Source organism: Methylobacterium variabile, assembly GCF_001043975.1.
Lineage (GTDB): Bacteria > Pseudomonadota > Alphaproteobacteria > Rhizobiales > Beijerinckiaceae > Methylobacterium > Methylobacterium variabile.
In genome coordinates this window covers 1-24,393 of sequence record NZ_LABY01000186.1, presented here as the reverse complement: position 1 = coordinate 24,393, position 24,393 = coordinate 1, and the positions used below count along the sequence as shown (strand labels likewise).

Genomic DNA, 24,393 nt, shown 5'->3' with positions numbered 1-24,393 from the left:
GCTTCTCTGCGAGACCCGATGCCCAAGCCCGCGAAGGCCGAGAAGGCCGCCACCCTCAAGCCCCGCCTGCCGCGCGGCCTCGTCGACCGCGGGCCGGCCGAGATCGCCGCCACCCACCGGATGCTGGAGAAGATCCGCGAGAGCTTCGAGCTCTACGGCTTCGAGGCGGTGGAGACCCCGTTCATCGAGTACACCGAGGCGCTGGGAAAATTCCTGCCCGATCTCGACCGGCCGAACGAGGGCGTGTTCTCGTTCCAGGACGATGACGAGTCGTGGCTGTCCCTGCGCTACGACCTGACGGCGCCGCTCGCCCGCTACGTCGCCGAGCACTTCGACGCGCTGCCCAAGCCCTATCGCAGCTACCGCGCCGGCTACGTCTTCCGCAACGAGAAGCCGGGCCCGGGGCGCTTCCGCCAGTTCATGCAGTTCGACGCCGACATCGTCGGGGCGCCGACCGTCGCGGCGGATGCCGAGATCTGCATGATGGCCGCCGACACCCTGGAGCGGGTCGGCATCGGTCGCGGCGACTACGTGGTCAAGGTCAACAACCGCAAGGTCCTCGACGGGGTGATGGAGGCGATCGGGCTGGGCGGCGACGACCAGGCCGGCCGGCGCCTCACCGTGCTGCGGGCGATCGACAAGCTCGACCGCCTCGGCCCCGACGGCGTGCGCCTGCTGCTGGGTCCCGGCCGCAAGGACGAGAGCGGCGACTTCACCAAGGGCGCCGGCCTCGCCGACGAGGCGATCGAGCGCATCCTGCGCTACGTCGCGTTCCAGGCCGCCCCGACCGAGGGCGGCGACCGGCTGGCCTTCTGGGAGAGCTTCTTCGGCGGCTGGGGCGAGGTGGTCGGCTCCTCCGAGACCGGGCGCCAGGGCATCGCCGAGCTGCACGCCATCATGAAGCTGTGCGAGGCGGCGGGCTACGGCCACGACCGGGTGCGGGCCGATCCTTCCGTGGTGCGCGGCCTCGAATACTACACCGGCCCGGTCTTCGAGGCCGAGCTGACCTTTCCCGTGGTCAACGAGGACGGCCAGACCGTGCGCTTCGGCTCGGTGGCGGGCGGCGGGCGCTACGACGGCCTCGTCGGCCGCTTCCGCTCGGAGCCGGTGCCGGCGACCGGGTTCTCGGTCGGCGTCTCGCGCCTGTTCGCCGCCCTCCAGGTGGTCGGCAGCCCGATCGTGTCGGGGCAGGCCGCGCCCGGCCCGGTGGTGGTTCTCGTGCTCGACCGCGAGGAGACCGCCGCCTACCAGGCCCTCGTCGCGGCTCTCCGCCAGGCCGGCATCCGCTCGGAGCTCTATCTCGGCGCCTCCGGCATGAAGGCCCAGATGAAGTACGCCGACCGTCGCGGCGCCCCTTGCGTCGTCATCCAGGGCAGCGACGAGCGGGCTAGGGCTGAGGTCCAGATCAAGGACCTGATCGAGGGCGCCAAGGCCGCGGACGCCATCGCCAGCAACGCCGAGTGGAAGGCCGCCCGGCCGGCGCAGTTCTCGGTGCCGGTTGACGAGATGGTCGCGCGGGTGCGCGAGGTGCTGGGGCGGCATTACGGAGGGTGAGGGTCTTCACCCCAATCAAGGTTGTATTTTCACATATCGGGCGTGCGCATCGCCTCTCCCCGCGGGCGGGGAGAGGGCTGCGTCCCCGTTCAGGGGATGCAGCGAGGCGGTAGCCGAAGGTGAGGGGGAGGTGCCGGATATGGCTCCACACCCTCGCCCTTCGGGCTCGCTGCTGACCCGACAAGGGGTCATCAGCCCTCTCCCCGCCCGCGGGGAGAGGGGAAAACCCGCGGTTCATCCGGTGGATGGATGACTGCGGCTGCCCTCCGCAGAGAGCCGCGCGAGCCGCACGGTCGCCAAGCCCGCCCGCGGCTGCTACAGGGCCGTCCGAACATTGTAGGTGTTGGGTCCAATGACGGGTAACGGAGCCGCGGCCCCCCGGCCGGCGGCGGCGCACGAGGCGCTCCTGGCGCTGTTCGAGGACCGGGGCTACGCGCGGGTCGAGCCGCCGGTGCTGCAGCCGGTGGAGCCCTTCCTGGAGCTGTCCGGCGAAGATATCCGCCGGCGCATCTTCATCACCCAGGACGGCGCCGGGGCGGAACTCTGCCTGCGGCCCGAATACACGATTCCCGTCGGGCGCCACCACCGCGCCGTCGCCGACGGCCAGGCGGCCGATTACAGCTATCTCGGGCCGGTCTTCCGCCTGCGGGCGGCGGAGCCCGACGAGTTCCACCAGGCCGGCATCGAGTCGATCGGCCGGACCGACGTGCCGGCGGCCGACGCCGAGATCCTCGGCCTCGCCCTCGACGGGCTCGACCGCCTCGGCCGGCGCGAGCGGCAGGTGCGCCTCGGCGACATGGGGCTGATCACCGCGCTCCTCGACGCGCTCGCGGTCCAGCCGGCGGCCAAGCGCCGGACGCTCAGGGCGGTGGCGGCCGGCCGCTCCCTCGACGAGATCGCCGCGCCGGTCGCGGTCGATGCGGCCCATGCCGGCCTCCTCTCCGCCATCCAGGGCCAGGACCCGCAAGGGGTGCGGGCCTTCGTTGAGGACGTGCTCGCCATCGCGGGCATCAGCCGGGTCGGCGGGCGCACGGCCGGCGAGATCGCCGAGCGCTTCCTCGCCAAGGCGGCGGCCCATGCCGAGGGCGGGGCCGGCCTCGGCGCCAAAGCCCGCGAGGTCCTCGACGCGTATCTCGCCCTCGCCGGCGATCCCGATGCGGCGGCGGTCGCGGCCCGCGACCTCGCCCGCCGGGCCGGGCTCGACGACCCGCGGCTCGAGGCGGCGCTGTCCCTGTTCGAGGAGCGCAACGGCTTCATCGCCGCCCGTGGCCTGCCGCTCGAGCGCTTCGAGTTCACCGGCAGCTTCGCGCGCAACCTCGACTATTACACCGGCTTCATCTTCGAGGTCGCGGAGACCGCGGGAGCCAAGCCCGTCGTCGGCGGCGGGCGCTACGACGGCCTGCTGCAGCACCTCGGCAGCAAGGACGCCCTGCCCGCCGTGGGCTGCTCGTTCTGGCTCGAACGCCTGGCGGAGGCGCGCTGATGTCCGAGATCTCCGATGCTCCGCTGGTCCTGGCGGTGCCCTCGAAGGGCCGCCTGCAGGAGAACGCCGCCGCCTTCTTCGGCCGCGCCGGCCTGACGCTGGCCCAGACCAGCGGCGCCCGCGACTATCGCGGCCGCCTCAAGGGGGTCGAGGGCGTCGAGGTGCGCTTCCTCTCGGCGTCCGAGATCGCCGGCCAGCTCGCCTCCGGCGCGGCCCATCTCGGCATCACCGGCGAGGACCTGATCCGCGAGACCCTGCCGGACGCCGCCGGCCAGGTCGAGCTGCTGACGCCGCTCGGCTTCGGCCAGGCCACCGTGGTGGTGGCGGTGCCCCAGGCCTGGATCGACGTGCGCTCGATGAGCGACCTCGACGAGGTGGCGAGCGACATGCGGGTGCGCCACGGCAAGCGCCTGCGCATCGCCACCAAGTACGTCAACCTGACCCGCCGCTTCTTCGCCGAGCACGGCGTCGCCGATTACCGCATCGTCGAGAGCCTAGGCGCCACCGAGGGCGCGCCGGCCTCCGGCAGCGCCGAGATCATCGTCGACATCACCACCACGGGCGCGACGCTCGCCGCCAACGCCCTCAAGATCCTGGACGACGGGGTGATCCTGCGCTCGGAGGCGAACCTCGTCGCGTCCCTCGCCGCCTCCTGGGGCGAGACCCCGCGCCGGGCCGTGCAAGCGGTGCTCGGCCGGATCAGCGCCGAGGAGCGGGCCCGCACCACCCGCGAGGTCCGGGCCGGCATGCCGGCTTCCGGCGAGATCGACCTCGCGGGGCTCGCCGCCCTGCACGAGGCCGAGCTGCCCTACGGCGCGCCGGAGGGAAGGGGCGAGATCGTCCTGCGCTGCCCCGCGGACGCGGTGTTCGGCCTCGCCGATGCGCTGGTCCAGGCCGGAGCGCAGGCGGTGAGCGTCAGGCGCATCGACTACGCCTTCGCGGCGGAGAACCCGCTGGTGGAGCGGTTGCTGGGGCGGTTGTCGTAAAAGACCCGGGTGCCGTCCGTGCTACGATCCGCGGGTCGGAGGTGGAGGGGCGCCCGGTGATGACGGATCTGCTGCGGCGAGCGTTGGCGGCGCTGGAGAAGCTGTAGACCGAGACGCAGGGCGACCTCGCGCGGGCCCGGCCCGGGCGCATCGTCGGGAAGGGCCTGCATCGGTTTGCGGTACCGCGCCTGCCCTGCCTGATCTTCGACAAGGTGGATGTAGCGGACGATGCCGTGCAGATCGTCACCATCCGCCACGCCGCCCGCCGGGCGGAGCACTGACGGGAAACCGCCAGTGCTCGAGACGGTGGCTTACTCCGCCGCCTCCACGAACACCGTCCCGGCCCGCGGCAGGTTCAGCGCGTCCCACACCTCGACCAGCGCCGCGGTCAGCGCCGCGATGTGGGCCTCGCCGTGGAACGGGGAGGGGGTGATGCGCAGGCGCTCGGTGCCGCGGGGCACGGTGGGGTAGTTGATCGGCTGGATGTAGATGCCGTGGCGCTCCAAGAGCCGGTCGGCCGCCGCCTTGCAGGCTTCCGCGTCGCCGACCATCACCGGGACGATGTGGGTGTCGGTGGCGAGCACCGGCAGGCCGGCCGCGAGGAGCGCCGCCTTGGTGCGGGCGGCCTGGCGCTGGTGCGCCTCGCGCTCGGTGCCCGACTGCTTCAGGTGGCGGATCGACGCGATGGCGGCGGCGGCGATCGCCGGCGGCAGCGCCGTGGTGAAGATGAAGCCGGGCGCGTGGCTGCGCACCGCGTCGCAGAGCGCCGCCGAGCCGGTGATGTAGCCGCCGACGCAGCCAAAGCCCTTGGCGAGCGTGCCCTCGATCACGTCGACCCGGTGCATCACCCGGTCGCGCTCGGCGATGCCGGCGCCGCGGGGGCCGTAGAGGCCGACCGCGTGGACCTCGTCGAGGTAGGTCATGGCGCCGTAGGCCTGGGCCAGGTCGCAGATCTTCCCGATCGGCGCCACGTCGCCGTCCATCGAGTAGACCGACTCGAAGGCGATCAGCTTCGGCCGGTCGCCGGCCTCGCGCAGCAACTCCTCAAGATGGGCGAGGTCGTTGTGGCGGAAGATGCGCTTGTCGCAGCCCGACTGGCGCACGCCCTCGATCATCGAGTTGTGGTTGAAGGCGTCCGACAGGATCAGGCAGTTCGGGATCAGCTTGGCGATCGTCGAGATGCCGGCCTGGTTCGAGACGTAGCCCGAGGTGAAGACGAGGCCCGCCTCCTTGCCGTGCAGGTCGGCGAGCTCGCGCTCGAGGTCGACGAGCGGCGAGTTGTTGCCGGCGATGTTGCGGGTGCCGCCGGCGCCGACGCCGCAGCGCTGCGCGGTCTCGGTGAGCGCCGCCACCACGTCGGGGTGCTGGCCCATGCCCAGGTAGTCGTTCGAGCACCACACCGTGATCTCGCGGGTCGCGGCGTCCGGCCGGCGCCACAGGGCGGTGGGGAAGCGGCCGTTGATGCGCTCGATGTCGGCGAAGACGCGGTAGCGGCGCTCGCCGTGCAGGCGCTTGAGGGCGCCGCGGAAGAGGGCCTGGTAGTCGGTCGCGCTCTGACGGGTCTCGGGCATCGTTGTCCTTCGCGGGCTGGCCGGACGAAGTCCGGGGCGGGACCGGCTGGGCCCCGTGACGGGGCCCGTCCGCGCGGCGGGAGGCCCGGTGAACCGGGACGCCGCTGGTCGCGCCTTGATCTCGCTCAAATGCGACGGCTTTGTCTTTGGAAAAAGTCGAGGGCGAGGGGGGCGTTCTGACGCCTCCCGCGCGGGCACGGAAGCTGGAAATTGGTCATGGCGACGAAGGGTCGCGCGCGATGAGCGGGCAAGGTGACGGCAGGTCCGGCGATGGGACGCGGGAGCAGCGGTTGAAGGCCGCGCTGCGGGACAACCTCAGGCGCCGCAAGGCGCAGGCGCGCGGGCGCGAGGCCGTTGACGAGGGACCGACCGGCGGGGAGCCGGCGCCGGAACCGCCCGCGGATCGAACTTCGGGCGATGAGCGTTGACGGGCAAGCGTAGCGGTATCGTCGCTGCGGTGCAATAATCGGGTTTTGGATCACGGCGCGCGCCAGCGCGCCAGACGCGCCGGACCGCGCGAGGGACGTTGTCACCATGGATCGCATTCACATCATCGGCGGCTCGCCGCTCAACGGGGTCATCCCGATCTCGGGCGCCAAGAACGCCGCCCTGCCGCTGATGATCGCCAGCCTGCTCACGGGCGAGACGCTCGAACTGTCGAACGTGCCCCGGCTCGCCGACGTCGCCTCGCTCCTGCGCATCCTCGGCAATCACGGCGTCGACCACATGGTGGTGGGCAAGCGCCCGGGCCAGAGCACCGAGGCCGGCCAGACCATCCGGCTCACCGCCTCGAACGTCATCGACACCACGGCGCCCTACGAGCTCGTCTCGACCATGCGGGCGAGCTTCTGGGTGATCGCGCCGCTGCTCGCCCGCTTCGGCGAGGCGCGGGTGTCGCTGCCGGGTGGCTGCGCCATCGGCACGCGTCCCGTCGACCTGCTGCTGATGGCGCTGGAGACGCTGGGCGCCACGATCGAGATCGACGGCGGCTACGCGGTGGCGCGCACGAAGAACGGCCTGCGCGGCGGCGAGATCAAGTTCCCGAAGGTCACGGTCGGCGGCACCCACGTCGCCCTGATGGCGGCGGTGCTGGCCCACGGCACCACCGTGATCGAGAACGCCGCCCGCGAGCCGGAGGTGGTGGATCTGGCCGCCTGCCTGTCGCGGATGGGGGCCCGCATCGAGGGCGCCGGCACCCCCCGGATCGTGGTCGAGGGCGTGTCGCGCCTCTCGGGCGCCCGGCACGCGGTGCTGCCCGACCGGATCGAGACCGGTACCTACGCCATGGCGGTGGCGATGACCGGCGGCGACGTGACCCTGGAGAATACCCGGGCCGACCTCCTGCACAGCGCCCTCGACATCCTGGCCACCACCGGCACCGAGGTGACGCCCCTCGACCACGGCATCCGGGTGCGCCGCAACGGCTACGGCGTCGCGGCGGTCGACGTCACCACCGATCCGTTCCCGGGCTTCCCGACCGATCTCCAGGCCCAGTTCATGGCCCTGATGACCAAGGCCAAGGGACAATCGCGCATCCGCGAGACGATCTTCGAGAACCGCTTCATGCACGTGCAGGAGCTGGCCCGCCTCGGCGCCAAGATCCGGCTCGAGGGCGACGTCGCGGTGGTCGAGGGCGTCGAGCGCCTGAAGGGCGCCCCCGTGATGGCGACCGACCTGCGCGCCTCGGTCTCCCTGGTGATCGCGGGGCTGGCCGCCGAGGGCGAGACCCAGATCAACCGGGTCTACCACCTCGACCGCGGCTTCGAGGCGCTCGAGGCCAAGCTCGTGCGCTGCGGCGCCGAGATCCGGCGCGAGCGGGTGTAAGTTCGTTCCCAGACGATCGGTCCGACACGCTTAGCAGACGGCCAGTCGAATCGACCCGGCGGATGCGTCCGCCGGGATCAAGTCCTCGTTAGGCTTGAGCCGCGTCAATCGTTGTCCGGGGGGCCGGGTCCCGGCATCGTGCGGCCACTCTCGGTCGATCGCGGGCGAGAGCGGTCTCAGCCGGAGCGAACCCGTGCCCTCTCTCTCGACCAAGCTGATCCCGCCCGGGATGCTGAACGTCATCAAGCGCTCGCCGGCCCTCTACGCCGTCGGGCGCAAGGCCCGCTTCGCGCTGGGCTCGCGCCTCGGGGCGCGGCCGGTCGCCGGCATCGGCCGGGCCCACTACAACGACTTCATGCTGACCTCGACGGCCCCCGACCGGGTGGCGAGCTACAGCGCGGGCGCGCGCCAGTTCGTCGACATCCTGGAGGCGGCGCTGAAGGAGTCCGGGCGCGACTGGGACTCGGTCGGCCGGGCGCTCGAGATCGGCTGCGGCTACGGCCGCATCGTGCGCGAGCTGTCGCGCCGGCTTCCCGGCGACCGGATCGCGGTCTGCGACGTGATCGACGAGGGCGCCCGCTTCACCGCCGCGGAATTCGGCGCGACGCAGGTGCCGGTGATGGAGCGCGCCGCGGTCAAGCCGTCCGCCGCTTACGACCTGATCTACCTGCTCTCGGTCTACACCCACCTGCCGCGGGACTTCGTGGTCTCGAACCTGCGCGATGTCGCCCGCGCGCTCAAGCCCGGCGGCGTCGCGGTGTTCACCATCCACGGCCAGGGCTCGGCCGAGACGGCGGAGCGCTACGAGCAGTACTGGCTCGACAAGCCGGCCGTCCTCGCCGCGATGGCCCGCGACGGCACCTACTACGCCCGCTACCCCTACTACACCGACGAGTACGGCCTGACCTGGTTCACCAGGGACGCGGTCGAGCGGCTGGTGGCCGAGGCGGCGCCGGAGCTGGAGCTCATCTCGTACCGGCCGATGCAGCTCGACGCGCACCAGGACGTGTTCGTCTACCGCAAGCGCTGACACCGTCCCGGGGTCGACCGGCCGCCGCCGGATCCCTTTCCGGCGCGGGGAGGGATCCGGCGACCGCGTCGTGCGAGACGGCCCGGCGGAATCCGGGATGGGGATGGAGGCCGGAGCGACCGTCGAGGAGGCCGGCGAGAGAGAGGGCCTACTTCCGGTAGACCGCGATCGCGTTGCCGTCCGTGAGCGTGAAGCCGATCCCGGCCTCCCGCAGGGTCGCGACGATGGTCCCGCGGGTGCGCGCAGTCAGGCCCCCGCCGTCATCCTCCAGGCGGCGGATCGACGACAGCGACACGCCGCTGAACGTGGCGAGATCCTGCATCGACCAGCCGAGCAGCGCGCGCGCGGCGCAGACGTGCCGCCCGCTGACCCCGCTCTCCAGCCCCTGCCGCACGCCTTCGTCGACCGGCGCCGCCGGGGCTCCCCCGACGCGCGAGGCCATCGTGGCCCAGGTCACCACGGCGTCCCGGTCGTCCCGGACCGGTGCGTAGACGAAGCGGAACCACGCGTGCCCGCCCTCCGCGAGGATCAGCTGCTTGTCGGTCACGAACGGCCGGCCGGCCTGCATCATCGCCTGGACATGGTCGCGCGTCCGGTTCCGGTCGTCGGACGCGACCACGAGGGTGCAGTCCTGGCGAAACGCCTCCTGGGTCACGCCGGTGAGGATGAGCAGCTCCTGCGACCCGACCCGCTGGGCCTGAGCGTAGAGGGAGGCGTGCGTCCAGGACTGGGTCTGCTCGAACAGGGCACGGCGCCGGCGGCGCTCATGCGCCTGCACGGTGGCCAGGCGCTCCCGGTCCGTCACGTCGAGGACGGTGCCGGCGGCCGCCCGCGGGCGGCCGTCCGGGTCGTGGTAGATCTCGCCGCGGCAGGACAGTACGCGCAGGGAGCCGTCCGGCCGGATCACCCGGACCGTGCGGTCGCGCATCACCCCGTCCTGCATCACCTGCGCGGCCGTCTCGACGGCGGGGCGGTCCTCGGGATGCACCAGGGCCAGGAATCTCGCGTAGCTCGGCCGAATGACGCCGGGCTCGAGGCCGAGCAGGCGAAAAAGGCCGGGCGACCAGATGTGCTCGTCCGTCGCGAAGGTCCAGCCCCAGCTGCCGGTCAGCTCGTGGACCTCGAGCAGTCTCAGGAACTCGCGCGACGAGAAGACGAGGCGATCCGCGACCTGGGGGACGGACGTGAGCATGGTGCGATCCTGGGAGCGCAGGGGCGCCGGTCCCGGCAGGGCCGGCAGGACATCAGATCGGTCGGCCGTTGCGCTGCGTCAACGGAGGACGGCCGATCAATCACCCGACGCCCCGGCGAGCGGCCCTGCTCAGGCCGCCACCTCCGCCGGCCGGGTCCGCTCCGCGGCGAGCCGCGTCACGGCGGCGAAATCGACCTTGCCGGAGCCGAGCTGCGGCAGCTTGTCGACCGTCACGATCTCGGCCGGCACCGCGAGCTCGCTCAGGCCCCGGGCGCGGGCCTCGGCCTGGAAGGCGGCGCGGGTCGCGTCGGCCTTCTCGGTCACCAGCACCAGGCGCTCGCCCTTGCGGGGGTCCGGCACGGCCGCGACCGCGCTGCCTGCATCCGGATACAGCTCGGCGGCGACGGCCTCGACGGCGGCGAGCGAGATCATCTCGCCGCCGATCTTGGCGAAGCGCTTGGCCCGGCCGCGGATGGTGACGAAGCCGTCGGGATCGATCGTCACGATGTCGCCGGTGTCGTGCCAGCCCTCCGCCGGCACCTCCAGCACCCCGGGGCGCTCGGCCCGGAGATAGCCCAGCATCACGTTCGGCCCGCGCACGAACAGGCGCCCGCCCTCGCTCACGCCTGGCACCGGCTCGAGCCGCGCCTCCATGCCGGGCATGATCCGCCCGACCGTGCCGAAGCGGTTGAACATCGGCGTGTTGAGGGCGAGCACCGGCGCGGTCTCGGTGACGCCGTAGCCCTCGAGGATGCGCAGGCCGAATTTTTCCGCGTAGGTCTTGCGGGTCGCCGGCTTCACCGGCTCGGCCCCGGCCAGGATGTAGCGGAGCGACCGGAAGTCGTAGGCGTGGGCGGCGCGGGCGTAGCCGGCGAGGAACGTGTCGGTGCCGAACAGGATGGTGGCGTTCGACCCGTAGACCAGCTCCGGCACCATCCGGTAGTGCAGCGGCGACGGGTAGAGGTAGACCGGCACGCCGGAGACCAGCGGCAGCACCAGCCCGACGGTGAGCCCGAACGAGTGGAACACCGGCAGGACGTTGAACACCTTGTCGGTGCGGCCGAAATCGATCCGGGCCTGGGCCTGGGCGGCGTTGGCCAGCATGTTGCGGTGGGAGAGCACCACGCCCTTGGGCGTGCCCTCGCTGCCGGAGGTGAACAGGATCGCGGCCGGGTCGTCCGGGCGGCGGGGCCGGAGCGTCTGGCGCCAGCCCAGGAATCCGCGGAGCTTGTCGAGCCGGCCGACGCCGTCGCGCAGGTCCTCGAGGTAGACGATGGTCAGGCTCTGGCTCAACGCCTCCAGAAGAGCGTCGAGGCGGCCCTTCTGCACGAAGGCGCGGGAGGTGACGAGGGTGTCGATCTCCGCCACCTTGCAGGCGTTGAGGATGTTCGTCGCGCCAGCCGTGAAGTTGATCATCGCCGGCACCCGGCCGGCGGACATCACGCCCAGAACCGTGACGGCGGCGGCGTTGGCGTTCGGCAGCATCACGCCGAGCGCCCGTCCCTCGGGGGCGAGGGCCCCGAGCCTGCCCCCGAGCACCCGGGCGCCGACGAGGAGGCGGCGGTAGGAGAGCTTGCCGGTGACCGGATCCTCGACCGCGACCCGGCCCGGGCCCTCGTGCTCGGCCGCCTGCACCACGGCGTCGAACACCGTGCGGTCGATCGGCGCGGTGCGGAAGATCAGGTCCGACATCACCCCGTAGAGGGCGGCACCCGCGGCCTGCCGGCGGGCCTTGCCCTTCAGGGCCGGATCGACGTCGAGGCGCACCGGCTCCAGCACCGTCACGGTGAATTTCGGCCACCAGCGCCGGCGCACCTGGGCCCGCGACAGGCGCGAGAACACGGTCTGCTCCGGCCCCTCGATCTTCACCGGCACCACCGGAACGCCGGACTTGTCGGCGATGAGCCCGGCCCCGTCATAGACCTTCATCAGGCTGCCGGTGACGGTGAGCCGCCCCTCGGGGAAGATGATCAGGGTCTCGCCGGCCTTGACGGCGTTGATGAGCTTGCGCGTCGCCATCGGCTTCGTCGGGTCGAGGGGGAGCGCCCGGGTCAGCCACAGGAACGGCTTGACCCACCAGCGCTGCGCGATGGTGTGGTCGATGGCGAAGGTCGGGTCGCGCTCGGTCAGCGACAGAGCCAGGCCGGCATCCAGGAAGCTGACGTGGTTGAGCGCGATGATGGCGTTGGGCCCCGCCTTCTCGATGTTCTCGAGCCCGCGGACCTCGAGCCGGTAGAAGGCCCGGAACAGGATCGACAGGAAGTCGCGAAAGCCGCTGGTCGGCAGGACCACGAGGATCGCGATGCCGGCGAGGATGTTGGCGAGGCCGACGATCAGGAACTGCCCGGCCGAGGACAGGCCTGCCTTCTGCAAGCCCGCGAGGCCGACGGCGCCGAGCACGATGAGGGCTGCGGCGAGCACGTTCGAGGCCGCGATCACCCGGGCCCGGCGCTCCTTCGGCGTCCAGGCCTGGAGTGCGGCGAAGGACGGCACGATGAACAGGCCGGCGGCGGCGGCGAGCAGGACGAAGTCGAGCGCGATCCGGGCGCCGCGCCAGGAGCCCAGGAAGTCGAGGGCGCCGATCGCGGCGGGGGGCGGCACGCTGGTGGCGGCGACGTGCGCGAGGTCGAGGGAGACGAGGCCCATGGCGAGCGCCGCGAGCGGCGTCGGCAGCATCACGATGCGCCCGGCGCAGAGCCAGGAGGCGAGGCCGGAGCCGAGCGCGACGCCGATCGAGAACATCGCGAGCAGCGCCGTCACCACGGTCTCGTCGCCGCCGAAGGTGCCCTTCACGAGCGCCGGCAGCAGGGCGAGCACCACCGCGCCGACGAGCCAGAACCAGCTCGTGATGACGCCGGTGCGCCACAGCCGCGTATCCTCGTAGAGGTCGCGCATCAGGCTGCCCGTCGAGCGCAGCACGTTGCGGTCGACCCGCAGGTACGGCGCTGCCTCGCCGGTCTTCGGGATCGCGAGGCTCGCGAGCCAGCACAGGACGGAGAAGCCGATCACCAGGAGCCCGAAGGCGTGGGCACCGCCGTGGGTGACCGCGAGCCCCCCCGCGATGGTGCCGGTGAGGATGGCGAGGAAGGTCGCCGCCTCGATGAGCGCGTTGCCGGCCGGCAGCTCGGCCCGGGCGAGATGGTCCGGCAGGATGCCGTACTTGATCGGCCCGAACAGGGCCGCCACGATCCCGAACAGGATCAGGGCCACGAACAGGATCGGGACCGAGGCGAGCCAGAAGCCCAGCACCGCGACGCCCGCCGCCAGGATCTCCGCCGCCTTGAGACGCCGCGCGATGAACGCCTTGTCGTACCGGTCGGCGAGCTCGCCGCCGAGGCCGGACAGGAAGAAGAACGGCGCGATGAAGGCCGCGCCGGCGAGCGTCACCAGGGCCGCCGAGCCGCCGTCCGCCCCCCCGCCGACGCCCCCCGCCCCGAACATGATCAGGAACACGAGGGCGTTCTTCAGGAAGTTGTCGTTGAAGGCGGAGAAGAACTGGCACCAGAACAGGGGCGCGAAGCGCCGGCTGGCCATCAGCGATCCGGACATGGAGGCGTTTCCCTCGCTCGGTGACGGGTGCGCGCGTGCAGGCCGGGAGCCGCAGCGGCAGGGGGAGTGCTTAGCCGGTAAACCCTAATCGGCTTTCTCGCCGCGGTCTGCGGCGATCCGATGTCGGGGACCGGGGGCCGGCGGTCTACTCCTTGCCCATCTCCATCAGCAGGCGCTCGGCCCGGGCATCCTCGATGCGGTTGACCAGGCGCTTGCCCTCGTGGACGTCGCGCACGGTCTTGACCAGGGTGATGCAGGACTGGACCAGCATGGTTACCCCCATGGCGAGGTAGCCCTTGGTCCAGAGGTCGAGGGGCAGGAACAGGATGCCGCCCGCCACCATGGTGGCGGCGCCGATGAAGGAGGCGTAGGTGAAGGCCACCCAGGCGGAGGTGTGCTGCGGGTTCTGCGGGGTCATGGATGGGGTTTCCTCGATGCGGTCGTGAGGGGAGGAGGCGGTCACGCGGCGTCCGTCGGGGCGGACCCGGCCCGGGCCTTGGCGCGCAGGCGCTCCATGACGGTGCCGGCGCTCGGCCGGGACGTCGGGCCGAAGCCCGCCTCGTCGAGGCGCTCGCACAGGGAGCCCGGCTGCGCCCCCTCGATGATCGTCAGGGCCTCCTCGGCGGCGGCGTCGGCGGCCTGCGCCTCGCGCAGGCGCCGCAGGGTGGCCTGCGCCTCGGCGAGGGCCGCCGGGCTGGCGAGGCCGTGGCCGCGCCGGGCCCGCAGGCGGCGCACCGCCTCGGCGGCGCGGGCGATGCGCTGCCCGCGCTCGAGTTCGGCGAGCTGCCGGGTGCCGGTGCGCACCGCCCGGCGCAGGGCCGCGACCTCCGCCGCGAAGGCGGCGCGGCTGGTCTCGAGGGCTTGCGCCTCCGCCTCCATCTCGGCGATCGCCTCGGCGGCCTCCGCCGCGAGGTCCTCGCGCCCGCCGGCCAGTGCCGCCACGGCGCGCGCCTCGAGGTCGGCGAGGCGGCCGGCGAGCGCTGCTTGCGCCTTCGCGTCGGCGCCCTCCTGCGCCATCGCCCGTGCGAGGGTCCGGCGGCTGTCGTCGAGGGCGGCGGCCGCGTCGCGGATCTGCTGCTCCAGGATCAGGAAGGCGTGCTGGTCGTGCAGGTCCTCGGCGGCCCTGGCGGCGGCGCCTCGGACGAGGGTGGAGAGGATGTTGAGCATCGGGGGCTCCGAATCCGTGAACGTTGTTCACGGTCGCATCCTTCCACAGCTTTGAACGTTGTTCAAGCGCAAAGATGAACATTGTTCAGGGTTCGGGCCCGGGGAGTGGGCCGAAGGAGGTGCGGGCGATGCGGAACGAGGAGCGGCGGGAGCGGCTGCGGGCGGCCCTGCTCGATGCGGCGGAACGCACGATCGCCGAGCACGGCCTCCCGGCGCTCAAGGCGCGCGACCTCGCCAGGGAGGTCGGCTGCGCGCTGGGCGCGATCTACACGGTCTTTCCCGACCTCGACGCGCTGATCCTGGCGGTGAACCTGCGCACCCTGGCGCTGTTCGACCGGGCGATCGCCGCGGTGCGCGTCGCCCCGGAGCCGGCGGGCGCTGCCACCCCGGCCGAGCGGGACGCGGCGGTGGACACCCTGGTGCGGCTGGCGGTCGCCTACCTGCACTTCGCGGCCACGCACCCGGCGCGCTGGCGCGCCCTGTTCCAGCACCGGGTGACGGACGCCTTGCCGGACTGGTACCTCGTCGAGCAGGTGCGCCTGTTCCGCACCATCGAGGCGCCCCTGCAGGTGCTGTGCCCGGACCTGGCCGAGGCGGAGCGGGCGCTGCTGGCCCGCTCGCTGTTCTCCGCCACCCACGGCCTCGTCAGCCTCGGCCTCGACGAGAAGCTGATGGTGCTGAGCGAGCCGGTGCTGCGCGGCCAGATCGAGACCGTGGTGGGGGCGCTCGGACGGGGGCTGGCGGCGGGGTGAGGTGCGGCCGTGGCCGGGTCGGAAACCATCCGGCGAGGAACTATGGGACGCGGCTCAGACGCGCGTTGGCAGCCCAACTCGTCGCCTGCTCGGATCTTTGTTCTATCGCAGGCATTTCGCGTCAAGCAGGCCACGATTTTCGCGGAGCCTGCCTCGGCGTATCGCTACTGCTCGTGAGGCGGGATGGCTCCTTCTGCCGGCTGCATCTCAGCCTCGAGCCGACGGACCTCCTCGGGATGACGCTCCATGACGCGCAGGAGGTTGGTCATGACCCGGCTCGGCATGACTTCGCCGCTCTCATATTTCTGGAACGAGCGGGGCCCGCCGCCCAAAACTTCGCTGGCTTTCGCCTGCGACAGGCCGAGCTTCTTGCGCACGCGGGCGACCTCGGCTGGGGTCGCGAGACACTCGACCTCGGCTTTGAGCGCTGCGAGCGCGCGATCGGAGACCTTGAGGTCCTCGCGCGAATGGATGCTCTCGCCACTCGTGTCGCAGTACCAGCCCGGCAGCGCGATCTCTCGCTGACGGCCTTTATAGGAAATCACGAACGGTCGCGTGTCTCGCACCATCGGCTCCCCGGAGATGGGGCAAAGAGGTGCTTCAGCCATTGTCCTTCTCCTTGAACGACAGCAGCAAGAATTCGGTCACGACATCGGCTCTGAAATTGATGTAAGGCACGCCGAAATCGGATGGTACGTGATAAACGTCCTGCCGCTCGCGCGCGTTGTGGTGTGACGTCATGGATTTTCTGAAGTGCTTTCTTTGCATGGTTTAAATGGTTTCAAGCACGTCCGACGCGTTGAAGCCCATCTCTGCTGCGGTTCGGAGTGCCGATCCCGCAATGCGGAATCGGGTACTCTTGGCCCAGACCCGGCAGCTGTCGAGGTCGTAAGTTGGCTTTCGCTTCTCGGACATCACAGATCACGCACCATAATGGTGCATGATCCAAGACGCGGCGGGCCTTTCGCGAGGGCGTTGCCGGCCATTTCCCCCGTCAACCGATGCGCCGCAAGAGCAAGGGAGCAGGACGCGCCACAGCCCTACCAGGGCAGCGTCTCGCCCCGGTAATCCAGGTAGGCGCAGCCCCGCTGCCCGAGCCGCTCCTCGATCACCGCGGTCATCCCCTCGGCGCTGGTGGCGACGTCGATGTCGGCCTCCGGGCCGCCCATGTCGGTGCGCACCCAGCCCGGATGCATCAGCACCACGCCGAAGGGCGCGTCGCGGTGGCGGGCGGCGAAGCTGCGGGCCAGGGTGTTGAGGGCGGCCTTGCTCGCCCGGTAGCTCTCCAAGGTGCCGCCCTCGTTGAGCGACACGCTGCCGAGGACCGAGCTCATCAGCACCATCAGGCCGCCGGGGGCGACCGTCCCCGCGAAGGTCTCGGCGAAGCGGATCGGGCTCACCGCGTTGGTCTCGTAGACCTTGAGGGCCGCCGCCCGGTCGCCCTGCGGCAGCGGCACCTGCGCGCCGTCGGCGATGCCCGCGACCACGAAGATCACGTCGAAGCTCCGGCCCGCGAGGTCGTCGCGCAGGCGCGCCACCGCCGCGTCGTCGTCGATGTCGACCCGGGCGATCTCGGGCGCCACCGGGCTCAAGGAGGCGAGCGCCGGCGCCTCGCCCCGGGCAGTAGCGGTCACGGCCCAGCCGCGGGCGAGGAAGGCCCGCGCCAGCCCCAGCCCCAGGCCCCGCGAGGCCCCGACGATCAACGCGCTGCGATCCTGCTTGGCCATGACGGCTCCTCACGACGGTCGTTTCCGGCGCAAGGGAAGTAGGGCTCCCCCCGCGGCGGCAAGCGGCAGGAACGCCGGGTCAGGCCGCGTCGGCCGGCGGACGGGCCGGGCTCGCGCCAGGCCGCGCCGTGCTCCAGCGCTCGACCATCGCCAGCAGCTCGTCGGGCCGGAAGGGCTTGCCGATGTGGTCGTCCATGCCGGCGGCGCGGAACTGCGCGACCTGCTGCGGCAGCACGTTCGCCGTGAGCGCGACGATCGGCAGGCGGCTGACCGGCGTCTCGAGCTCGCGGATGTGGCGCGTGGCCGTCACCCCGTCCATGCCCGGCATCTGCACGTCCATCAGCACGACGTCGTGCGGCTCCGCCTGCACGGCGGAGACCGCCTCGGCGCCGTCCGCCACGACGGTCACCCGGTGGCCGCGGCGCTCCAGGATGGCCCGGGCGATGTCCTGGTTGATCGGGCTGTCCTCGACGAGGAGGACGCGGGCGGGGCGCTCGAGCGGGGGCGCCGCCCCGCGCTCCCGGGCCGCCGCCGCGGCCGTCGCCTCCGCCAGGACCACGCTGAACCAGAAGGTCGAGCCCTCGCCGGGCCGGCTCTCGACCCCGATCTCGCCGCCCATGGTCTCGATCAGCCGCCGGCTGATCGCCAGGCCGAGGCCGGTGCCGCCGAAGCGGCGCTGGATCGAGCCGTCGACCTGGGAGAAGCGCTGGAACAGCTGGGCGTGCCGCTCCGCCGGGATGCCGATGCCCGTATCCGCGACGGCGGCCCGCAGGGCGTGGTGGCCGTCCGCCAGGGGCGTGCTCGCCAGGCGCAGGGTCACGCGGCCCGACGGCGTGAACTTGATCGCGTTGTTGAGCAGGTTGAGCAGCACCTGGCGCAGCCGGTTCTGGTCGCCGACGAGGCGGGGGACCAGGCCCGCATCCGCCTCGACCGCGACGGTGAGGCGCTTGGCGTCCGCCGCAGTCCTGACGATCGAGACCGCGTTGTCGGCGAGGGCGGCGGGCGCGAAGGGCTGCGGGTCGAGGTCGATCTGCCCCGCCTCGATCTTCGAGAAGTCGAGGATGTCGCTGACCACGGTCAGCAGGGCCTGCCCCGCCTCCTGGATCCGCTCGGCGCTGCGGCGCTGCGCCGGCGGCAGGTCGCCCTCGCGGACGAGGAGGTCGGCGTAGCCGATCACCCCGTTGAGCGGCGTGCGGATCTCGTGGGACATCGTGGCGAGGAACTCGGTCTTGGCGGCGCTCGCCGCCTCGGCCTGGCAGCGCGCCGCCTCCGCCACGCGGTTCGCCTCCAGCACGGCGAGCTCGCGCCGCTTGCGCTCGGTCACGTCCGAGAACGTGCGGATCGCCCCGCCCTCGGCAAGGCGCACGGTGCGCACCTCGAGCACGGTGCCGTTCGGCCGCGTCCGCTCGTAGACGGGCGGGGCGGACAGGAGGTCGCCCCGGAGCCTGAGCCACGGCGCGCTCTCCGGCCGCGCATCGCCGAACTCGCCGCGCGCGTCCTGCCAGGCCACGAGGTCGGCGAAGGCAGGCCGGCTGTGGCGGTGGGCCGGCGGCAGGCCGAGGAGGTCGACCGCCCGCTCGTTGCAGAGCTGGACGATGCCCTCGGCGTCGATCAGCAGGACACCCTGGTCCATGTTGGCCAGGGTGGCGTCGAGGAGGGCCTTCTTCTGCCGCAGGACGACCTCCTGCTCCACGAGCGCCCGGGTGCGCTCGGCGATGCGCTCCTCCAGGTCGGCGTTGCTCTTGCGCAGGGCGTCCGCCTGCCGGTGCAGGATCGCGGAGGTCTGCGCCAGCACTGCCCCGACCTCGTTCACCTCCCGGATCGGCGTGACCGGCGTCTGCAGGCGGACGCCCTGGCTGAGATCCGCCGCGGCCTGCGACAGCAGAGCCTTGGCGAGCAGGATCCGGCGGCCGACGAGCACCGGGGCGACGAGCGCGACGACCCCGAGGCCGAGGATCACCGGCGCCAGGACCATCAGGGAGGTGACGAGGGGGGCCTGCAGGGCCGCCTGCTCCACGCCGATCGCCACCACCCAGCCCGAGAGGTCCGACCGGTGGTGCGTGCCGAAGACCGGCGTGCCGGTCAGGTTGCGGCCCGACCATTGTCCGGTCTTCCGCTGGACCGTCTCGAAGCCCGGCAGCGGCCGGCCGGCCGCGGTCTCGGTGGCGACGGAGCGGCCGATGATGAGGCCCGTCCGGTCGGCGATCGAGCCGGAATAGGGCGCGGCCACGCCGGAGGCGCTCAGCAGCTCGCCGAACAGCGAGGCCGGCAGGATGATGGACAGGAGATGGGCCGCCGCACCGTCCTGCCGGACCGGCACCGTGACGGCGATACGCGGCGCGCCGGCCGCCGTGCCGGGAAGGAGATCGGAGATGGCCGGCGCGCCGGTCGCCCGCACGGCCCGGTCGTCGGCGAGGACGACCCGGGGCAGGGGCGTGCCCCAGGGCAGCCGGGTGTTCACGTACTGCCGCCCGTCGCGGTCGTGCAGCACGATGGCGACACCCTTCGGGCTCACCAGCTCCCGCGCCTGCCGGTCGAACCGCGCGAAGTCGCCGGTCTCGAGGGCCGGCGAGGTGGCAAGCGCCCGGAGCATCGCGATCTGGCCGCTGAGGAAGCGGTCGATCTGCTCCACCGCGTGCGCGTTCAGGGTCGCGGTCCGCTCCTCCATCCGCGCCTGCTCGGCCTGGACCCAGCGCTGGGCGAGCATGGCGATGATGAGGATCGCCGGCACGAGCAGGGCGACCGCGAGGGTGGTGACGTGGGCCCAGAGTGGTCGCGCGCGGAAGGCGGCCTGGTCGGCGCCGCCTTCGCTGGTGATAACGCGTTCCGACACTCTGAACCGACCCAACGACCTTGCGCCCGCCGCAAGCCGGTCGCCCCCGGGGCAGGTGAACGAAGAACGACGTCCTTGGCGAGGCGATAACCGTTATGCGGCGTCAGCCTCTCGCGAGGGATCGCGCTGCATCCGCAGGGGCCGGGATGCAGGGCGGCGGCCGCTGCCCGTCAGTCCATGTCCCGGCTGGCATCCCCGGCGTCGAGCCCGGCATCGAGGTCGTCCTCGGCCTCGGCGTCGGACTCGTGCGCCTCGAGCCCGGAGGCCTCGGCGAGATTGCGGGCGGCGCGGCGCAGGAGCTTGCGCAGGCGCCGGCGCTCCTTGTTGTCGAAGCCGTCCAGCATCTCGGCCTCGACCTCGTCCCAGATGCCCTCGATCGCCGCCGCCTTCGCGAGGCCGGCCTCGGTCAGGCGCACCCGCACGATACGGCCGTCCCCGGCCTCGGTCCGGCGCTCGACCACCCCCATGGCGGCGAGCCGGGTGATGGTCTTCGAGGCGGTGGGCGGGCGCACCCGCAGGGTGGCGGCGAGGTCGCCCATGGTCATGGTGCCGGCGGCGGCCAGCGCCTGCACCACCTGCTCCTGGCCGGCGAAAAGGTCGAGATCCGCCAGGCGGTCGCCGATGCGCCCGCGGTGCAGCCGTGCCGCCTGCATCAGCGCCCAGCCGACGCTCTTGGCACCGGGGGGCCGGAGGCGCTTGGCCGCCCGGCGCGGCGCTTCCACCGCCACTGCCTGCTCGCCCGCTGCCATGACGCGCCCCTTCGCTTGAGACAAAATCCTGCCGCGCCGGCGCCGGGGGCGCAAGCGCGGGAGGGCGGGCGCCGACCGGCACCCTGGCGCACATGGCAGCCGGCCTGTGACGCCTGGATGACGCGAGGCCGTTCCGGCCCGGCCCGTCCCGGCCTATGCTGGGCCGTGCAGCGGATTTTCACGGAGTGAGCGCATGCCGGCCCGCCCCTGGGGCGACCTGACCACCGAGGAATGCCGCGGCGGCGCCCTCGCGGGCAGCGTGGCGGTGCTGCCGGTCGCGGCGGTCGAGCAGCACGGGCCTCACCTGCCCCTCGCCACCGACGCGATCATCGCCGAGGGCTACCTCGCACGGGTGACGGCGCAGGTCCCCGACGACCTCGACGTGCGGGTCCTGCCGGTGCAGCAGGTCGGCCTCTCGACCGAGCACACCGACTTCCCCGGCACCCTGACGCTGACGCCCGAGACGGCGCTCGGGGCCTGGACCGGGATTGGCGCCGGGGTGGCGCGGGCGGGCTGCGGCCGGCTCGTCATCGTCTCCTCGCACGGCGGCAACAGCGCGCTCATCGACCTCGTCGCCCTGCAGCTGCGCGGCCGGCACGGGATGGTCGCGGTCACCACTGCCTGGAGCCGGTTCGGCACGCCGCCGGGCCTGTTTCCGGAGGACGAGGTGCGCCACGGCATCCACGGCGGCGGGATCGAGACCGCCCTGATGCTGGCGCTCCGGCCCGACCTGGTGCGGCGCGAGGCGATCCGGGACTTCGTGCCGGCGAGCCGCGCCATGGAGCGCGACTTCACCCACCTGCGCGCCGGGCGCCCGGCCGCCCTCGCCTGGCACGCCCAGGACCTCAACCCGGCGGGCGCCATCGGCGACGCGCGCCTCGGCACCGCCGAGGCCGGCCGCACCCTCCTCGACCACGGCGCTCAAGGGTTCGTCGCGCTCCTGCGCGACGTCGCCCGCTTCGCTCTCCCTGAGCCGGTCTCTCGCCGGGCCGAGTGACACACTATATCACCGGTCCGTGCGGCGCCCCGGCGGCGTCCGCGCCCGGTCTGGTTGCAGAAGAAGCCCCCCGCATGTCCGACAAGATCCCCGTCACGGTGCTCACCGGCTATCTCGGCGCCGGCAAGACCACGCTCCTCAACCGCATCCTCACCGAGCCGCACGGCAAGCGCTACGCCGTGATCGTCAACGAGTTCGGCGAGATCGGCATCGACAACGACCTCGTCGTCGGTGCCGACGAGGAAGTGTTCGAGATGAACAACGGCTGCATCTGCTGCACCGTGCGCGGCGACCTGATCCGCATCATGGACGGGCTGATGAAGCGCAAGGGCAAGTTCGACGCCATCATCGTCGAGACCACCGGCCTCGCCGACCCGGCGCCGGTCGCCCAGACCTTCTTCGTCGACCAGGACGTCGGCGAGGCCGCCCGCCTCGACGCGGTGGTGACGGTGGCCGACGCCAAGTGGCTGTCCGAGCGCCTGAAGGACGCCCCCGAGGCCAAGAACCAGGTCGCCTTCGCGGACGTGATCCTGCTCAACAAGGCCGATCTCGTCGACGAGGCGGGCCTCGACGCCGTCGAGCGCCAGATCCGCGCCATCAACCCCTCCGCCGAGATCCACCGCACCCAGCACTGCGCCGTGCCGCTCGAGACGGTGCTCGACCGCAAGGCCTTCGACCTCTCCCGCATCATCGAGGTCGAGCCCGAGTTCCTGGAGGAGGGTCACCATCACCACCATTCCGACGAGATCCAGTCGGTCTCGGCCCGGCTCCCCGGCGCGGTCGATCCCAACAAGTTCATGCCCTGGATCTCCGACCTGACCCAGGTCCAGGGGCCGGACATCCTGCGCTGCAAGGGCATCGTCAGCTTTCCCGACGAGCCGCGCCGCTTCGTCTTCCAGGGCGTACACATGATCCTCGACGGCGACCTGCAGGACGAGTGGAAGCCGGGCGACCCGCGCGAGTCCCGCGTGGTCTTCATCGGCCGCAACCTCGATCCGGCGCAGATCCGCCAGGGGTTCGAGGCCTGCCGCGCCTGAACCCCGCTCCGCCGGCCTGAACCGGCGCGGGTGGCCGGGGCGGGGCCGCGGCGCCGGTTCCGGGCGGGTGCATCCCCGCCTGCCCGGGAGCGACCAACCTTTGCGCTTTCGCGGCCCGGCCCGCCGTGCTATCGCTCCGCTGCCCGTTGACGATCGCGGGAGAGACCGGTCCTTCGAGGCCGGCACCGAAGGGGAAAGGCGCGGCAGCCGTGCTCCGCGCCGAAGCTCTCAGGTAGAAGGACCGCGATCGAGAGGGCACTCTGGAGAGGGCGCCGTGACGCCCGCCGATGGAGCAAGCCGGCCTCAAGCCGGCGAATCTCTCAGGCCACCCGAACAGAGTTCCACCCCTGCGACCCGCCCTCAGCCGGCGGGAAGGATGGAACGCGTGTCGGGAAAGACCACCTCCTTCGATCTCATCGTTCTGGGCGCCGGCGTCGTCGGCACCGCCACCGCCTACTGGGCCGCCAGGGCCGGCCTGTCGGTCTGCGTGATCGACCGCCAGGGCGGCGCGGGGCTCGAGACGAGCTACGCCAATGGCGGCCAGATCTCGGTCAGCCACGCCGAGCCGTGGGCGAACCCCTCCGCCCCCCTCAAGGTGATGAAGTGGCTGTTCGACGCGCGTGCGCCGCTGCTCTTCACCCCGCGCCTCGACCGGCACCAGTGGTCCTGGATCGCCGGCTTCCTGCGCAACTGCACCCCGGAGCGGGCGCGGCGCAACACCGTCGAGATCGTGCGGCTCGGCGCCTACAGCCGCGCCAAGCTGCAGGAGATCCGGGCCGCCGAGAACCTCGCCTACGCCGAGAAGACTCTCGGCATCCTGCACTTCTACCGCGATGCCAGGGAGTTCGAGGCGGCCAAGCCCGTCGCCGAGCTGATGCGCCAGCACGGCTGCGAGCGCCGGGTGGTCTCGCGCGACGAGGTGCTGGCGATCGAGCCCGCCTTCGCGCACGCCATCGACGACATCGTCGGTGCCACCTACACGGCGGAGGACGAGAGTGGCGACGCCCGCGCCTTCACCCAGGCGCTGGCCGCCCGCACCGCCGCGATGGGGGCGACCTTCCTGTACGGCTCGGAGGCGACCCGCCTGCTCCTCGGCCCCGGCGGCGACCGCGTCACCGGCGTCGAGGCGATGGTGGCGGGCGGGCACCAGCGGCTCACCGCCCCGAACGTCGTGGTCTCCCTCGGCTCGTGGTCGGCGCCGTTCCTGCGCCGCTACGGCGTCAACCTGGCGATCTACCCGGCCAAGGGCTACTCGGTCTCGATCCCGATCGAGGACTATCACGGCGCGCCGCAGGTCAGCCTCACCGACGACGAGCACAAGCTCGTCTACTCGAACCTCGGCACCCACCTGCGGGTCGCCGGCACCGCCGAGTTGTCGGGCTACTCCCGCCACCTCGACGCCGAGCGCGTCGCGGCGATCCTGGAGAACGCCCGGCGCACCTTCCCCACCGCCGGCAACTTCTCCGCCGCCACCGCCTGGAGCGGCTTGCGCCCGACCACGCCCTCGAACGTGCCCTATCTCGGCCGCACCCGCATCCGCGGGCTGGTGCTCAACACCGGCCACGGCACGCTCGGCTGGACCATGGCGGCGGGCTCGGGCCGCATCGCCGCCGACCTGGTGACCGAGCGCGAGACCGAGATCCCGATGCCGCAGGCGGCCTGACGGAGCCTCTGGACCGGCTCCCCGGTGGGGCGCACCGGGGGCCGGCCTACCGCACCGTGATCTGGTCCTTGATGCGCTCGTAGGTCGACCGGCTCAGGACCCGCTTCGACAGCAGGTCGCTCGGCGAGGCGTAGGGGCGGCGGGCGATGATCGCCTTGCCGATCATGCCCCCGCCCCGCAGGCCGTTCAGCTCCGCCAGGCTGGCGGTGTTGAGGTCGACCGCGCCCGCCGCGGCCGGCGGAGGCTCGACGGCCGGCTCGGCGCTGGTCTCGTCGGGCG

Annotated in this window: 21 protein-coding genes and 1 riboswitch; of the genes, 10 read left to right on the top strand and 11 right to left on the bottom strand. The window is 72.3% G+C overall.

Translation table 11 applies throughout. The annotated features are described in order from the left end of the window. The first annotated feature begins 18 nt into the window (after positions 1-18). The 3 genes from hisS to hisG all read left to right on the top strand — a co-directional run bounded on the left by hisS (position 19) and on the right by hisG (position 4,023). Complete coding sequence (gene hisS / locus VQ02_RS25155) at positions 19-1,554, top strand: histidine--tRNA ligase (RefSeq protein ID WP_048446978.1); 1,536 nt, start codon at positions 19-21, stop codon at positions 1,552-1,554. A 352-nt stretch (positions 1,555-1,906) separates the two neighbouring features. Then, entirely contained in the window at positions 1,907-3,037 is a 1,131-nt protein-coding gene (locus VQ02_RS25150) for an ATP phosphoribosyltransferase regulatory subunit (protein WP_048446977.1), read from the top strand. 8 nt (positions 3,038-3,045) lie between these two features. After that, positions 3,046-4,023: an ATP phosphoribosyltransferase gene (hisG, locus tag VQ02_RS25145; RefSeq protein WP_048446996.1), complete on the top strand. Its 978-nt coding sequence runs from the start codon at positions 3,046-3,048 to the stop codon at positions 4,021-4,023. A gap of 311 nt (positions 4,024-4,334) precedes the next feature. Here the strand turns inward: hisG and hemA are convergent, their stop codons facing one another. Beyond that, positions 4,335-5,594: a 5-aminolevulinate synthase gene (gene hemA / locus VQ02_RS25140; RefSeq protein ID WP_048446976.1), complete on the bottom strand. Its 1,260-nt coding sequence runs from the start codon at positions 5,592-5,594 to the stop codon at positions 4,335-4,337. A gap of 239 nt (positions 5,595-5,833) precedes the next feature. Here hemA and VQ02_RS39415 point away from each other — a divergent pair, with 239 nt between their 5' ends. The 3 genes from VQ02_RS39415 to VQ02_RS25130 all read left to right on the top strand — a co-directional run bounded on the left by VQ02_RS39415 (position 5,834) and on the right by VQ02_RS25130 (position 8,448). Continuing rightward, positions 5,834-6,022 carry a hypothetical protein gene (locus VQ02_RS39415; RefSeq protein ID WP_083469436.1) on the top strand — a complete coding sequence of 63 codons (189 nt, stop codon included), beginning with the start codon at positions 5,834-5,836 and terminating at the stop codon, positions 6,020-6,022. 106 nt (positions 6,023-6,128) lie between these two features. Continuing rightward, entirely contained in the window at positions 6,129-7,418 is a 1,290-nt protein-coding gene (murA, locus tag VQ02_RS25135; RefSeq protein WP_048446975.1) for a UDP-N-acetylglucosamine 1-carboxyvinyltransferase, read from the top strand. Positions 7,419-7,611: 193 nt separating this feature from the next. Beyond that, positions 7,612-8,448 carry a class I SAM-dependent methyltransferase gene (locus tag VQ02_RS25130; protein WP_048446974.1) on the top strand — a complete coding sequence of 279 codons (837 nt, stop codon included), beginning with the start codon at positions 7,612-7,614 and terminating at the stop codon, positions 8,446-8,448. 148 nt (positions 8,449-8,596) lie between these two features. Here VQ02_RS25130 and VQ02_RS25125 read toward each other — a convergent pair whose 3' ends face one another. The 4 genes from VQ02_RS25125 to VQ02_RS25110 all read right to left on the bottom strand — a co-directional run bounded on the left by VQ02_RS25125 (position 8,597) and on the right by VQ02_RS25110 (position 14,356). Beyond that, complete coding sequence (locus VQ02_RS25125; protein ID WP_048446973.1) at positions 8,597-9,640, bottom strand: PAS domain-containing protein; 1,044 nt, start codon at positions 9,638-9,640, stop codon at positions 8,597-8,599. 129 nt (positions 9,641-9,769) lie between these two features. Beyond that, positions 9,770-13,189: an acyl-[ACP]--phospholipid O-acyltransferase gene (locus tag VQ02_RS25120; RefSeq protein WP_048446972.1), complete on the bottom strand. Its 3,420-nt coding sequence runs from the start codon at positions 13,187-13,189 to the stop codon at positions 9,770-9,772. A 145-nt stretch (positions 13,190-13,334) separates the two neighbouring features. After that, positions 13,335-13,607 carry a YiaA/YiaB family inner membrane protein gene (locus VQ02_RS25115; RefSeq protein WP_048446971.1) on the bottom strand — a complete coding sequence of 91 codons (273 nt, stop codon included), beginning with the start codon at positions 13,605-13,607 and terminating at the stop codon, positions 13,335-13,337. Between the two features lie 41 nt (positions 13,608-13,648). Beyond that, on the bottom strand, positions 13,649-14,356 hold the full coding sequence (locus VQ02_RS25110) for a PspA/IM30 family protein (RefSeq protein ID WP_048446970.1): 708 nt from the start codon (positions 14,354-14,356) through the stop codon (positions 13,649-13,651). Between the two features lie 128 nt (positions 14,357-14,484). On the opposite strand from VQ02_RS25110, the gene VQ02_RS25105 reads away from it, so the two are divergent. After that, positions 14,485-15,108, top strand: coding sequence for a TetR/AcrR family transcriptional regulator (locus VQ02_RS25105; protein ID WP_048446969.1), 624 nt, complete (start codon positions 14,485-14,487; stop codon positions 15,106-15,108). A gap of 164 nt (positions 15,109-15,272) precedes the next feature. Here VQ02_RS25105 and VQ02_RS25100 read toward each other — a convergent pair whose 3' ends face one another. From VQ02_RS25100 to VQ02_RS25085, 5 genes are all read right to left on the bottom strand, one after another. Next, positions 15,273-15,716 carry a type II toxin-antitoxin system MqsA family antitoxin gene (locus tag VQ02_RS25100; RefSeq protein WP_048446968.1) on the bottom strand — a complete coding sequence of 148 codons (444 nt, stop codon included), beginning with the start codon at positions 15,714-15,716 and terminating at the stop codon, positions 15,273-15,275. After that, complete coding sequence (locus tag VQ02_RS39410) at positions 15,709-15,876, bottom strand: type II toxin-antitoxin system MqsR family toxin (protein WP_280818966.1); 168 nt, start codon at positions 15,874-15,876, stop codon at positions 15,709-15,711. Before VQ02_RS39410 ends, VQ02_RS25100 begins: the two co-directional genes overlap by 8 nt. A gap of 272 nt (positions 15,877-16,148) precedes the next feature. After that, positions 16,149-16,835, bottom strand: coding sequence for an SDR family oxidoreductase (locus VQ02_RS25095; protein WP_048446967.1), 687 nt, complete (start codon positions 16,833-16,835; stop codon positions 16,149-16,151). Positions 16,836-16,914: 79 nt separating this feature from the next. After that, positions 16,915-19,668: an ATP-binding protein gene (locus VQ02_RS25090; RefSeq protein WP_245239840.1), complete on the bottom strand. Its 2,754-nt coding sequence runs from the start codon at positions 19,666-19,668 to the stop codon at positions 16,915-16,917. Between the two features lie 170 nt (positions 19,669-19,838). Continuing rightward, on the bottom strand, positions 19,839-20,417 hold the full coding sequence (locus tag VQ02_RS25085) for a MarR family winged helix-turn-helix transcriptional regulator (protein WP_048446966.1): 579 nt from the start codon (positions 20,415-20,417) through the stop codon (positions 19,839-19,841). Positions 20,418-20,610: 193 nt separating this feature from the next. Here VQ02_RS25085 and VQ02_RS25080 point away from each other — a divergent pair, with 193 nt between their 5' ends. The 3 genes from VQ02_RS25080 to VQ02_RS25070 all read left to right on the top strand — a co-directional run bounded on the left by VQ02_RS25080 (position 20,611) and on the right by VQ02_RS25070 (position 24,114). Beyond that, entirely contained in the window at positions 20,611-21,414 is an 804-nt protein-coding gene (locus VQ02_RS25080) for a creatininase family protein (RefSeq protein WP_048446965.1), read from the top strand. Between the two features lie 74 nt (positions 21,415-21,488). Continuing rightward, a complete protein-coding gene (locus VQ02_RS25075; protein ID WP_048446964.1) occupies positions 21,489-22,451 on the top strand; it encodes a CobW family GTP-binding protein in 963 nt (320 codons plus the stop codon). 146 nt (positions 22,452-22,597) lie between these two features. Continuing rightward, positions 22,598-22,705, top strand: a riboswitch (glycine riboswitch). Between the two features lie 131 nt (positions 22,706-22,836). Then, entirely contained in the window at positions 22,837-24,114 is a 1,278-nt protein-coding gene (locus VQ02_RS25070; RefSeq protein WP_209437065.1) for a D-amino acid dehydrogenase, read from the top strand. A gap of 46 nt (positions 24,115-24,160) precedes the next feature. Here VQ02_RS25070 and VQ02_RS25065 read toward each other — a convergent pair. After that, on the bottom strand, positions 24,161-24,393 hold a 233-nt coding region (locus VQ02_RS25065; RefSeq protein WP_048446962.1), incomplete at its 5' end, for a helix-hairpin-helix domain-containing protein.